Origin of the sequence: Histophilus somni, from assembly GCF_014202395.1 — a bacterium.
Classification (GTDB): domain Bacteria; phylum Pseudomonadota; class Gammaproteobacteria; order Enterobacterales; family Pasteurellaceae; genus Histophilus; species Histophilus somni.
Genome location: NZ_JACHGQ010000002.1, coordinates 171,616 through 183,941, shown reverse-complemented (window position 1 = coordinate 183,941; position 12,326 = coordinate 171,616). Strand labels below are relative to the sequence as shown.

12 protein-coding genes are annotated in these 12,326 nt (G+C 36.6%); all 12 read left to right on the top strand.

The genetic code is table 11. The annotated features are described in order from the left end of the window. Nucleotides 1-49 precede the first annotated feature (49 nt). The 12 genes from HNR69_RS02145 to HNR69_RS02090 all read left to right on the top strand — a co-directional run bounded on the left by HNR69_RS02145 (nucleotide 50) and on the right by HNR69_RS02090 (nucleotide 12,325). A complete protein-coding gene (locus HNR69_RS02145) occupies nucleotides 50-1,075 on the top strand; it encodes a zinc-dependent alcohol dehydrogenase (protein WP_041603886.1) in 1,026 nt (341 codons plus the stop codon). 28 nt (nucleotides 1,076-1,103) lie between these two features. Further along, nucleotides 1,104-2,087, top strand: a complete 984-nt coding sequence (locus HNR69_RS02140; protein ID WP_011608181.1) for a TRAP transporter substrate-binding protein — start codon at nucleotides 1,104-1,106, stop codon at nucleotides 2,085-2,087. 64 nt (nucleotides 2,088-2,151) lie between these two features. Beyond that, the gene (locus HNR69_RS02135) at nucleotides 2,152-2,631 is read left to right on the top strand and encodes a TRAP transporter small permease (protein ID WP_075293581.1); all 480 of its coding nucleotides are present in this window, start codon (nucleotides 2,152-2,154) and stop codon (nucleotides 2,629-2,631) included. Further along, on the top strand, nucleotides 2,631-3,902 hold the full coding sequence (locus HNR69_RS02130; RefSeq protein WP_041604454.1) for a TRAP transporter large permease: 1,272 nt from the start codon (nucleotides 2,631-2,633) through the stop codon (nucleotides 3,900-3,902). The genes HNR69_RS02135 and HNR69_RS02130 overlap by 1 nt, the downstream gene beginning before the upstream one ends. A gap of 186 nt (nucleotides 3,903-4,088) precedes the next feature. Then, nucleotides 4,089-4,736: a 5-oxoprolinase subunit PxpB gene (gene pxpB, locus HNR69_RS02125; protein WP_011608184.1), complete on the top strand. Its 648-nt coding sequence runs from the start codon at nucleotides 4,089-4,091 to the stop codon at nucleotides 4,734-4,736. After that, the gene (locus HNR69_RS02120) at nucleotides 4,733-5,662 is read left to right on the top strand and encodes a 5-oxoprolinase subunit C family protein (RefSeq protein ID WP_075293580.1); all 930 of its coding nucleotides are present in this window, start codon (nucleotides 4,733-4,735) and stop codon (nucleotides 5,660-5,662) included. Before pxpB ends, HNR69_RS02120 begins: the two co-directional genes overlap by 4 nt. Next, a complete protein-coding gene (gene pxpA / locus HNR69_RS02115; RefSeq protein ID WP_011608186.1) occupies nucleotides 5,649-6,392 on the top strand; it encodes a 5-oxoprolinase subunit PxpA in 744 nt (247 codons plus the stop codon). Before HNR69_RS02120 ends, pxpA begins: the two co-directional genes overlap by 14 nt. 125 nt (nucleotides 6,393-6,517) lie before the next feature. Beyond that, nucleotides 6,518-7,705 carry an NRAMP family divalent metal transporter gene (locus tag HNR69_RS02110; RefSeq protein ID WP_011608187.1) on the top strand — a complete coding sequence of 396 codons (1,188 nt, stop codon included), beginning with the start codon at nucleotides 6,518-6,520 and terminating at the stop codon, nucleotides 7,703-7,705. Between the two features lie 111 nt (nucleotides 7,706-7,816). Continuing rightward, nucleotides 7,817-8,677, top strand: a complete 861-nt coding sequence (gene araC / locus HNR69_RS02105; protein WP_012341003.1) for an arabinose operon transcriptional regulator AraC — start codon at nucleotides 7,817-7,819, stop codon at nucleotides 8,675-8,677. Nucleotides 8,678-8,864: 187 nt separating this feature from the next. Next, nucleotides 8,865-9,839 (top strand): substrate-binding domain-containing protein, encoded by a 975-nt coding sequence (locus HNR69_RS02100; RefSeq protein WP_011608189.1) that lies wholly within the window; start codon nucleotides 8,865-8,867, stop codon nucleotides 9,837-9,839. Between the two features lie 52 nt (nucleotides 9,840-9,891). Then, complete coding sequence (locus HNR69_RS02095) at nucleotides 9,892-11,382, top strand: sugar ABC transporter ATP-binding protein (RefSeq protein WP_075293579.1); 1,491 nt, start codon at nucleotides 9,892-9,894, stop codon at nucleotides 11,380-11,382. Next, a complete protein-coding gene (locus HNR69_RS02090; protein ID WP_041603896.1) occupies nucleotides 11,366-12,325 on the top strand; it encodes an ABC transporter permease in 960 nt (319 codons plus the stop codon). Before HNR69_RS02095 ends, HNR69_RS02090 begins: the two co-directional genes overlap by 17 nt. Nucleotide 12,326: the final 1 nt, after the last annotated feature.

The window sequence follows — 12,326 nt, the reverse complement described above, 5'->3', positions numbered from 1 at the left end:
TCATTGACGACATTAAATGTCGATTAACTTTGTTAAAGAGGGAAACATTATGAGCAAATACGTAAGATCAGTTTGTCTCGTGGAACCTAAGAAGGTTGATATAAAGACCGTGTTGTATCCTAAAAAAGGTGAGTGTGATGTTCTGATCAAAGTAGAGAGTATAGGAATCTGCGGATCTGATATTGGTGCATTTAGAGGTACAAATCCGCTGGTAACTTACCCTAGAATTTTAGGACATGAAATTGTTGGTACAGTCATTGAATCCGGTGTTGGTATGCCAAAAAATATTAATATAGGTGATCGTGTAATTCTCGAACCTTACATTTATTGTGGACATTGCTATCCTTGTTCAATCAGTAGAACAAATTGCTGTGAGGCACTAAAAGTTTTGGGGGTACATATTGATGGAGCAATGCAAGAAATTGTTAGACATCCAGCTCATATGCTTATTAAAGCACCTGATATACCGATACATGAACTGGCTTTAGCAGAACCTTTAACTATTTCATTACATGCAATTCGTAGAACCAAAGTAAAAGCCGGAGAACACGTTGCTATCATCGGTGCAGGTGCGATTGGACTGATGGCTGCATTAGTTGCCAAAGCTTATGGTGCGACACCAATTTTAATTGACATTTTAGACAAGCGATTAGATTACGCAAAATCTATTGGCATTCCAAATATAATTAACCCAGCAAAAGAAAATGATCTTGAAGCTATTAAATCCATTACTAACGGAAGAATGGCTGAGGTTGTTATTGAAGCGTCAGGAGCAAATATTGCTGTACAAAATACGCTTAAATATACTTCTTTTGCAGGACGTATTGCTTTAACTGGATGGCCGAAAAACGAAACGCCACTACCAACTAATTTAATTACCTTCAAAGAACTTAACATTTATGGAGCAAGAACAAGCAAGGGGGAATTTGAAGAAGCATTAAAACTTTTAGAATCCAGAAAGATTGAACCGAAGAATATTATTAGTAAGGTAATTACATTTGATGAAATTCCTCACTACATCGAAGAGCTTTCAGAAAATCCTGATGATTATTTAAAAATCATTGCTGTATTTTAAGTCTTAACTAACCTATGAGGTAATAATTATGAAACTCAAAAAATTAACTAAAGTATTAGTTGTTGCAGGCTTAGTATTTAGTAGTTCGGCATTTGCTAAAACTGTAATTAAAATCGGACATTTTAATTCCGATATGCACCCGTCAAATATTGTATTAAACGAAGTTTTCAAGAAAACCGTTGAAGAAAAAACGCAAGGTCGCTATGAAATTCGTATTTTCCCAAATAATCAATTGGGCGGCGAAGATCAAATCGTAAATGGCTTACGCAATGGTACGATTGAAGGTGGAATTACCGGCTTATTGTTACAAAATGTGGATCCTATTTTTGGTGTGTGGGAAATGCCGTATTTATTTAAAGACAATGTTGAAGCGAAAAAGGTATTGGAATCTCCGATTGCAAAAGAAATTGGCGATAAAATGGAACAATACGGTATTAAATTATTGGCTTACGGCATGAACGGTTTTCGTGTGATTTCGTCCAATAAAAAATTGGAAAAATTCGATGATTTCAAAGGATTACGTTTAAGAGTGCCATTGAATTCCTTGTTTGTGGATTGGGCAAAAGCAATGAATATTAACCCGCAAAGCATGCCATTAAGTGAAGTCTTTACTGCATTAGAGCAAAAAGTGATTGATGGCCAAGAAAATCCATATATGTTGCTCAAAGATTCCGGTTTGTATGAAGTACAAAAATACATTATCCAAACTAACCATATTTTCTCACCGGGATTATTGCAATTAAGCTTGAAAACTTGGAATAAAATGTCAAAAGAAGATCAAGAAATTTTCTTAGAAGCGGCTAAATTATATCAAGAGAAAGAATGGGAATTAGCGATGAAGATGGAACAAGATGTTAAAGACTTCTTCCATAAAAACGGTAAAGAAGTAATTATTCCGTCCGAGCAGTTTAAAGCAGATATGTTGAAAGCCTCTGAAACACTTTATCAAAATTTTTATCAAAAATATGATTGGGCAAAAGGCGTGATTGAAAAAATTCAAGCCGCTAAATAATTGAAATCATAGGCTGTTTGTTAGCAAACAGCCTTTTTCCTATCGCTTTTTAGGAGATAAAACAATGAAATTTTCTACCACACTTGACCGCACTTTAAAGATGTTGGCAGTGATTGCATTAGTGACAATGATTTTATTGGTCTTTTTTAATGCCATGCTACGTTATTTTTTCGATTCAGGTATTGCTTGGTCGGAAGAATTTGCTCGAATTTGTTTCGTCTATATGATTTTTTTAGGCATTATCTTAGTTGCCAAAGAAAGAGGGCATTTGACTGTTGATATTGTGATTTCTTATTTACCTGCATACGTACAGATGTATGCCTTATTTTTTGCTGATATATTAGTGTTGCTTGCCTTATCTTTTATTACTTATGGTGCATATCAATTAATGTTGCTGACTTATACACAAAAAATGCCCGCAACGGAAATTTCTACCGCATTTTTATATTTAGCAGCTGTGATTTCTTCCTTATCTTATTTTCTCGTGGTTTTTACCAATTTATGGAAACATTTAAAACTGGCATTTAGAGGAGGGAAAGCATGATGTTAGGATTATTTTTAGGTAGCTTATTCCTATTTTTATTTCTTGGTGTGCCAGTAGCGTTATCAATGTTACTGAGTGCCAGTTTTATGTTATGGCATATGGATATGTTTGATACTCAATTAATTGCTGAAAACTTTGTAATGGGTACTAATAACTTTCCCTTAATGGCAATTCCATTTTTTATGCTGACTGGTGAAATTATGAAATACGGCGGTATTTCTGAGCGGATTATCAATTTTGCTATGAGTATGGTAGGACATATTAAAGGAGGATTAGGTTATGTAGTGATTATTTCAGGTTTAATCTTTGCTGGGTTATCTGGTTCTGCTGTAGCAGACACCGCAGCGTTAGGTGCAATTTTAATTCCAATGATGGTAGCTAAAAAATATGATGTTGCTCGTTCTACAGGTTTAGTCTGTGCGGCAGGAATTATTTCGGTGGTCATTCCTCCAAGTATTCCAATGATTGTATATGGAATTACCGCAGGTGCATCCATTACCAAATTATTTATGGGTGGCACGGTTCCTGGATTATTAATGGTTACCGGATTGTGGTTAATGTGGAAATTTTTATATCGTAATCACGAAGAAAATATAAAACCGAAACAATCTGGTGCAGAACGCTGGCAAGCTTTTAAAAAAGCTTTTTTCCCATTATTGTTACCGGTCATTATCATTGTTGGGTTGCGTGGCGGTATTTTTACTCCAACAGAAGCAGGTGTAGTTGCGGCGATTTATGCGGGATTGGTTAGTCTTGGCTATCGCAGTTTAAATAAAGAAAATTTAATCGAGGTCTTTTTAAATACGATTAAAACTACTTCAATGGTGATGTTTGTTGCGGCTGCGGCAATGATTTCTGCATTTGCAATTACTGTTGCTCAAATTCCAACGGAGTTGGTGCAATTTATCAAAGGATTAACTGACAATTCAACGGTATTAATGTTGGTTATTATGATTTTCTTATTACTCGTTGGTTGTGTAATGGATTTAATTCCTGCAGTATTAATTTTTGTACCCGTATTATTGCCAGTATTGAGAGCTTACAATATCGATATTGCTTATTTTGGTATTATGATGGTGATTAACTTATCGATTGGCTTAATCACACCTCCAGTGGGAACGGTACTTTATGTTGGTTCGGGAATTGCTAAACTTGGCATAAGTAAAATTAGTAAGGGAATTTCGCCGTTTTTGTTAGTTTATGTTGCTATTTTAATGTTGATGGTGTTCTTTCCTGATGTTGTGATTGTACCAATGAATTGGTTATCTTAGTGGTGCTTATTATATCCATTGTTATAAAGACAAAGTTGTCGTAATGACAGAAGCTGGCAATATGAATAAAGCGATATTTTGTAATAAAAATAACGTATAAATCGCAATTTTTACAAATTGATTTGACAGAAAAGATATTCGGGTGTAAAACATTTTTTACATTTCATTAACATTTTGGAACGTTTTATGCTCACCATTCATCATACGAGTGAACAATCACTTCTCTGTGAAATTGCTCCTCCTGCTGAACTTGCCAAGCAACAGCGAATTTGGCAAATTGCAGAGCAGGCTAGGCAACTTGCCAATGTGCAAGAAGTAGTGGTTGGTATGAATAATTTTACTGTCTATTACGATTTATTTGCAGATAGTCAACCATTAATTGAAAGCCTGCAATCACTGTGGGAAAATTATCAACCACAATCAGTTAAAACACCACGCTGTATTGAGATTCCAGTGCATTATGGTGGCGAGTTTGGTGAAGATTTATTTGATGTAGCACAATTTCACCAAACTACGCCAAAAGAAATTATTCGCCGTCATACCGAACCTGTTTACACTGTGTTTATGATCGGTTTTCAAGCTGGATTTCCTTATCTAAACGGGTTACCTGAAAATCTTTATACACCAAGACGTGATATACCTCGTACTAAGGTGCCTGCAGGCTCTGTCGGCATTGGCGGTAGTCAAACAGGAATTTATCCTTTTACCTCACCGGGTGGCTGGCAGTTGCTCGGGCGTACTGATTTAGCACTATTTGATATTCAACAATCTCCACCAACACTATTAAGTGCGGGTGATAATGTCCGTTTTGTTGCAGAGAGTATTCAACTATGATCTACATTAAACAAGTGCAAGGTTTTGCTCATATTCAAGATTTAGGTCGTTATGGCTTTCGTTCTCTCGGTATTGGACACAGCGGTGCAATGGATTCTTTGGCTTTACAAGCAGGCAATTTATTACTAAAAAATGCAAATAACGCTCCAGCAATAGAAATTACGCTTGGTGGAATGAGTTTGACATTTGATTGCGATACTCCATTTTGTTTTACTGGTGCATTAGTAGAGGCTGAACTGGATGGCGTGCCTGTATTTTCCTACTTTCGTTATACTGCCAAAGTGCGTCAAACTTTAACGCTTAAACGTATTATAAAAGGTAATTATACTTATCTTTGCGTTGCTGGCGGTTTTCTTGTACCACAGGTGCAAGGCTCAGCCAGTACTGATCTCAGGGCTCAATTTGGTGGTTATCAGGGACGAATGTTAAAAGCTGGAGACTGTATTCCCACCGCTTTGCGTGATATACAGTTATCATTTCTCAGTATTGAACCAATTGATTTTACTCATAAGATTGGGACGACACTTTCGTCTGAATATGAGGCGTTTACTACTGAAAGTCGTGAGCGTTTTTTCCAACAGAGATGGGTTCTGCAAAATAACAGCAGTAGAATGGGCTACCGTTTTGCAGAAAATTCGTTAAAACTGACCGCACCTCTTGAAATGCTTTCCTATGCGGCGCCTGCTGGCACAGTGCAAGTACCACCTGATGGGCAACCTATTGTACTAATGGCAGATGCACAAACTACAGGAGGTTACCCTAAAATTGCTTGTGTGATTAGTGCTGATCTTGGAAGACTTGCTCAGACATCGATTGGCAGTGCGGTGCAGTTTGAATTATTAAGCCGAACACAGGCGGTGGCACGTTTTAAACAAGATCAGAACTATCTAGAGGATATTCGGAGAAAGGTAAATGAAACAGATTGATTTAAATGTAGATCTTGCTGAGGGCTGTGCCAACGACCAGCAACTTTTACAGCTTGTCAGTTCAGCAAATGTTTGCTGTGGATTACATGCGGGTGATTACAACGAAATACGCAAAGCGATTTTGTGGGCAAAAGAAAACGATGTACGAATTGGAGCACACCCTAGTTTTCCTGATCGTGAAAATTTTGGTAGAACCAATATGCAATTGCCAGATGATGAGCTTAAGGCTTGTTTATTTTATCAACTTGGGGCAGTCAAAGCATTATGTGATGCGTCCGGTGTGACGATGGAATATGTAAAGCCTCACGGAGCATTATACAATATGGCAGCGAAAGATCCTCATTTAGCTGCACTTATTGCAGAAACAGTGAAAAGTGTTGATCCTTCGCTTAAGTTAATGGGGCTTTCTGGCAGTATCATGCTGACTGTTGCTGAACAGCACGGTCTAGCGACTATCTCTGAGGTCTTTGCTGATCGACATTACCTTGCTGATGGTTCACTTGTGCCTCGTACTCGTGATGATGCAATGGTTGAGAACGATGAGGAGGCTATTTCTCAAGTGTTACAAATGGTGCTTGAAGGTACTGTTCCAACTGTTGATGGCGGTAATGTGGCAATTAAAGCAGACAGCATCTGTTTACATGGTGATGGTGAACATGCAGTCGTATTTGCAAAGCGTATTCGCAGAGAGTTAAAGGAGAAAGGGATTTTGGTTACAAGTTCAATTTAGTAAGAATTTTACTAAAAATAGGAATAGATGTTATTTGTTCTAGTCGCCTTTCTTTTGGTTGTTTTTCTTTTACAAAGCAAAGAAAAATAGCCTTGATTTCTAAAACAAAACATAAGGAAAACACAATGTCAAACAATAACCGCAGTGCCCTTATTGGAGCGGCATTTTTAATGGCGACTTCAGCCATTGGACCGGGTTTCTTAACCCAAACAGCGACATTTACCCAAAACTTATTTGCCAGTTTTGGGTTTGTGATTTTGCTCTCTATTTTGCTTGATATCGGGGCTCAATTAAATATTTGGCGAATTATTGCCGTTTCCGAAAAGAAAGCCCAAGATGTTGCTAATGCAGTATTGCCGGGTGCGGGGTATTTTCTCGCATTGCTTATTGTGATGGGTGGCTTAGCGTTTAATATTGGTAATGTGGGTGGTGCAGGCTTAGGTTTGAATATTCTTACTGGAGTATCTCCTGAAAAGGGAGCAATTATCAGCGGTATTATTGCTGTTGGTGTATTCCTATTTCGTGAAGCTGGTAAAGTAATGGATAGATTTGCTCAAATTATGGGGTTTGTGATGATCGCCTTGACTGTCTTTGTGGCAGTAAAAGCCAACCCACCTATCGCTGATGCCGTTGTTCACACTTTCTTACCTGAAAAATTAGATGTTATTGCGATTGTCACCCTTGTGGGAGGTACAGTTGGTGGCTACATTACTTTTGCCGGAGCTCACCGTTTATTAGATGCGGGCATTAAAGGAAAAGAAAACTTAAAAGAAGTGAGCAGAAGTTCTGTTTCTGCAATCTTAATTGCTTCCATTATGCGTGTGGTGCTGTTCCTTGCGGTATTGGGTGTTGTTTCAATGGGGGTCCAACTGGATCCAAAAAACCCAGCCTCAACACCGTTTGCTTACGTTGCCGGTAATGTCGGGTTAATGATTTTCGGTATCGTAATTTGGGCTGCATCTATTACCTCTGTGATTGGTGCGGCGTATACCTCTGTATCTTTCATTACATCATTTTCACCATTCATCGAAAAACACAAAAATTGCTTTATCGTGGCATTTATCGTGATTTCTACCGTTGTGCTTGCTACCATAGGCAGACCAGCCCAAGTGCTAGTGTTCGTAGGAACATTAAATGGTTTAATCTTACCCATCTCACTCGGTTTAGTCTTATTAGCAGCTTATAAAACAAATATTGTTGGTAACTATAAACACCCTATTTGGATGACAATTGCAGGGGCTATTGTTGTCGTAAGCATGGCAATTTTAAGTATTATAACTCTCTCAAAATATGTTTTTGGGCTGTTTACTTAATTGATTTAAGGCGATGATAGCAATTTTCGGTTTCTCTTTACTTGGAAGAGAAACCTTTTTCCATTATGATCTTGTCTAAATTTAACGTTGCTGTGTAAACATATATTGCAAATGTATAAAAATCTATCCTTACTTTTACTTGATGATTTGTTCGATTTAGAATTAGTTGCGGGTCTTACTCAATGTGAGAAAGGTAATTACCTTGATTCTATGGTAGATAGACAACAAGGAATGAGTGGCTATATGTTGCAATTAACTACTTTTGGTACAGGCATTATTTTCGATGGTAAACATTCTTTTTCCACTCATCGAGGACAATTGCTACTATTCACACCAAGTGCGGTTCAACATTATCACAGACATCCAGAAAGTCAGTATTGGCACTATAAATGGATCTATTTTTTACCAAACCCAAAATGGAATAAATGGTTAAATTGGTCAAATATGGAGGAAAAAATAGGGCGTATTACCATTGGTGATGACCGCTACTTTCAGGAAATCAGTCAGCTTTTCAGCAAAATTGAAGTCGAATTGAAATCAAGTAAATTTTTTAAAGAAGATGTAGCCACCAGTCTATTAGAATACTTACTTATGAAAAGTATTTCCGCCGAGAAAATTGAAGTTATTCCAGTAATTGATCAGCGTATTTTAAATGTTTGTGATTTAATTTTGACCAATTTGGCTAAAAATGACAGCTTAGAAGCACTAGCAAAAAAAGTATTTTTATCGCCATCAAGATTATCTCACCTTTTTAAACAATCTTTGGGTATTGGCTTAGTGCAATGGAGAGAAGTACAGCGTATTTCCGAAGCTAAAAAATTACTTTATTTCTCTAACATTTCTATCTCAAATATTGCTAAATCTTTAGGCTATGAAGATTCTCTCTACTTTTCGAAAATTTTCAAAAAACACACCGCACTGTCTCCGTCTAAATTTAGAACTTTAGAAAGATGTAAAAACAATGAAATGTGATCCAGATCTCACTTTACTTTGTATAGCAGAATTTTCCATATTGATAAAAAAAAGTTACCTATTTTTCCCTCACACAAAAGCATAAGATAAAAATGGCTTTAATAGTATGGTTTCTATTAGAGAGGTAATATCAAGCTTTTTATACGATATTCAATTAAAGGACTTCTTATTTTATGAGGGAAGAATAATGAAAAAACTCACTTTAAAACATACATTATTTTCAGGTATTTTAGCACTGACTTGTTATGGTTCAGTTCTTGCTAATGACGTAGTTAATATTTCTAAAATTGACGGTATGCCATGGTTTAATCGTATGGCAGAAGGTGTTGTACAAGCAGGTAAAGATAACAATATTAATGCTTATCAAGTTGGACCATCAAATACAGATGCCCCACAGCAAGTGAAATTAATTGAGGATTTAATTGCAAAGAAAGTCAGTGCTATTTCAATTGTACCTAATGATGCAAATGCCTTAGAACCAGTGCTGAAAAAAGCCAAGCAAAATGGTATTGTTGTTTTGACGAATGAATCTGTAGGTCAGCCAAGTGCAGATTGGGATATTGAAATTATTGATAATGCCCAGTTTGCTGCCGATTATGTTGAAGAAGTCGCTAAAGCAATGGGCGGTAAAGGCGGATATGTTATTTATGTCGGTGGTTTAACCGTACCTCAACATAATTTATGGGCAGATCTATTTGTAAAATACCAGAAAGAACATTATCCAGATATGTTTGAAGTAACCAGTAGAATGCCTGTTGCAGAAAATATCAATGATGCTCGCCGTACCACAATTGATTTAGTCAAAGCTCACTCTGACTTAAAAGCAGTAGTCTCTTTCGGTTCACAAGGTCCTATCGGTGCCGGTTTAGCCGTTAAAGAAAAACGCTTGAAAAATAAATTAAATGTTTTCGGTATGATGATTCCTTCTCAAGCTGCAAATTTAATTAAGAGTGGTGATATTACGATGGGTATTACCTACGATCCAGCAAGTGCGGGTTATGCTCTTGCTGCAGTTGCTGCCAAAGTGTTGAAAGGTGAAAAAATCGAAGATGGTTTAGAACTCCCTAATGTCGGTAAAGCCAAAGTGGATACAGAGAAAAAACTCCTCCAATTCCATAATGTACTTAAAGTAACCAAAGATAATATCGACAACTTATATTAATCTATATTGAATATGGGTTCTTTCTGAACCCATATTTCTCTCAGGAGGCTTTATGGCATTTATTTTGATGCAAAATATCAATAAGACATTCCACGGTGTAAAAGCCTTAAATCGAGTTAACCTCTCTTTAGATTATGGAGAAGCTCTCTGCCTTGCCGGTCAAAACGGTTGTGGAAAATCCACGCTAATCAAAATCCTCTCAGGTGTTTATCAACCAGATAAAGGGGCTGAAATTCAAATTGGTGCGAGCAAATATACCAAACTGACGCCACAAGCTTCTATTGAACAGGGAATTCAAGTAATCTATCAAGATTTAGCCCTTTTTCCTAATTTAACTGTCGCTGAAAATATTGCAATAAATTTACATCGAAAATTAGGTTGGGTCAGCCAATCAGAAATTCATCAAGTTGCATTAAACGCAATACTAAGCATTAATGCAGATTTAGATCTCAATGCTATTTTAGAAGATTTACCAATTGCACAGCAACAATTAGTCGCTATTTGTAGAGCTCTTGCACAAAATGCCCGACTGTTAATTATGGATGAGCCAACAGCATCTCTTACAGCGAAAGAAGTACAAGATCTGCTAAAAGTTGTACTCAAGTTAAAAAGTAAAGGCATTAGTATTATTTTTGTCAGTCATAAATTACAAGAAGTAATGAGTGTCTCTGATACCGTTTTAGTACTTAAAAATGGGAATATGGTTGGACAATACCCTATTAGTGAAATGGATGAAAAACGCTTAGGATTCTTAATGACAGGCTTGGAAATTGACTATAAACGGTTAGATTTGCCCGATTTTTCGCAAAATAGAACCGTTTTAGAAGTTCAAAATTTAACTCTGCCTAACCAGTATGAATCCATTAATTTCTCATTAAGAGAAGGAGAAATTATTGCCTTGACCGGTTTACTCGGCTCAGGTCGGACGGAACTGTGCCTTAGCTTATTTGGAATCACTCAACCTAAATCAGGTGATATTCTATTAAATGGTGAGAAGGTTATATTTCAAAACAACCGTGATGCTATTAAACAAGGAATTGCTTATGTTTCTGAAGATAGAATGACAACTGGTTTAATTATGACTGAATCCATACATCATAATATTATCTCTACTATTTTTCATAAAATCACCGATAAATTTAACATTATAAAATCATCAAAAGCCTATAATTATAGCCAGGAATTAATTGAATCTTTAAAAATTAAAGTAACGGATTCAGGTTTGCCAGTAAATACACTTTCCGGTGGGAATGCCCAGCGGGTGTCTATCGCAAAATGGTTAGCAATAGATCCTAGAATTATTATTTTAGATGCTCCAACCATTGGGGTAGATATTGCGAATAAGGAAGGAATATTCCAAATTATTCGCACATTAGCACAAAAAGGTATCGCTGTTATTTTTGTGACCGATGAGGTAGAAGAAGCATACTACAACAGTCACAAAGTCATAGTAATGAAAAAAGGTAAAATTGTAGGTGAGATATTACCTATCTATACCACAGAAAAATCAATTGCGGAGGTTGTTTATGAAAATCACCAATAATCATATTTTATCTACGACAATTTTGATACTGGCAACCTTATTAAGTCTATTCACGAATGACTTCGCTACCATTGAGAATATCTATGATGTAGTCAATAACTATTCAATGCTAATGATTTTAGCTTGTGGGTTGTTTGTGGTGTTACTATCAGGTGGCATTGACATCTCATTTCCTGCTATCACCATTATTTCACAATACATTATGGTAACGGCTATAGGCAAATATGATATCGGTTTTTTCGGCGTATTTGCAGTATCATCCGCAATTGGTATCTTACTTGGTTTTATTAATGCTCTTTTTGTAAACCGCCTTAGTGTACCTTCAATTATTATCACCATCTCAACATTAAATATTTTCTACGGAGGACTACTCTATTTTACCAAGGGTGTTTGGTTATACGATTACCCTGAATGGTTCACCCAAGAATTGCTATTTTTCAAACAAACCTCGCAAGATGGTTTTGAATTCGGTTTATCTTTTCAAGCGATAATGGCGATTTTATCTATATTATTAACTTGGTTGATCACTAGCAGGTTAACAATAGGAAGAAAAATTTATGCCCTTGGTGGAAACCAAGATGCCACCTCTCGTATTGGTTTTAATATTTTATTCCTTCACCTATTTGCTTACGGCTATATGGGATTTATGGCTGGAATAGCAGGAATTGTGCAATCTTATACCGTACAGTCTGTTGCCCCTGACTCTCTACTTGGTTACGAATTAACTGTACTGGCAGCTGTTGTTTTAGGGGGTGCAAGTTTATCTGGAGGAAAAGGGACATTATTTGGCACTGTAATGGGAGTAATGTTACTAGCAATTATTCAAAATGGGCTGAACCTTATGAATGTATCCTCGTATTGGCAAACGATAATTACCGGTATCATTATCATCTTAAGTATTAGTGCTACTGCATTAGGGCAATTGAAAAAACAAGGAGTATAAC

What these genes read in the sequence shown, in the direction of transcription:
- HNR69_RS02135 (WP_075293581.1), top strand. Translation starts at nt 2,152, where the DNA reads ATGAAATTTTCTACCACACTTGACCGCACTTTAAAGATGTTGGCAGTG.
- HNR69_RS02090 (WP_041603896.1), top strand. Translation starts at nt 11,366, where the DNA reads ATGAAAATCACCAATAATCATATTTTATCTACGACAATTTTGATACTG.
- HNR69_RS02100 (WP_011608189.1), top strand. Translation starts at nt 8,865, where the DNA reads ATGAAAAAACTCACTTTAAAACATACATTATTTTCAGGTATTTTAGCA.
- HNR69_RS02140 (WP_011608181.1), top strand. Translation starts at nt 1,104, where the DNA reads ATGAAACTCAAAAAATTAACTAAAGTATTAGTTGTTGCAGGCTTAGTA.
- HNR69_RS02095 (WP_075293579.1), top strand. Translation starts at nt 9,892, where the DNA reads ATGGCATTTATTTTGATGCAAAATATCAATAAGACATTCCACGGTGTA.
- HNR69_RS02110 (WP_011608187.1), top strand. Translation starts at nt 6,518, where the DNA reads ATGTCAAACAATAACCGCAGTGCCCTTATTGGAGCGGCATTTTTAATG.
- HNR69_RS02120 (WP_075293580.1), top strand. Translation starts at nt 4,733, where the DNA reads ATGATCTACATTAAACAAGTGCAAGGTTTTGCTCATATTCAAGATTTA.
- pxpA (WP_011608186.1), top strand. Translation starts at nt 5,649, where the DNA reads ATGAAACAGATTGATTTAAATGTAGATCTTGCTGAGGGCTGTGCCAAC.
- pxpB (WP_011608184.1), top strand. Translation starts at nt 4,089, where the DNA reads ATGCTCACCATTCATCATACGAGTGAACAATCACTTCTCTGTGAAATT.
- HNR69_RS02130 (WP_041604454.1), top strand. Translation starts at nt 2,631, where the DNA reads ATGTTAGGATTATTTTTAGGTAGCTTATTCCTATTTTTATTTCTTGGT.
- HNR69_RS02145 (WP_041603886.1), top strand. Translation starts at nt 50, where the DNA reads ATGAGCAAATACGTAAGATCAGTTTGTCTCGTGGAACCTAAGAAGGTT.
- araC (WP_012341003.1), top strand. Translation starts at nt 7,817, where the DNA reads ATGTATAAAAATCTATCCTTACTTTTACTTGATGATTTGTTCGATTTA.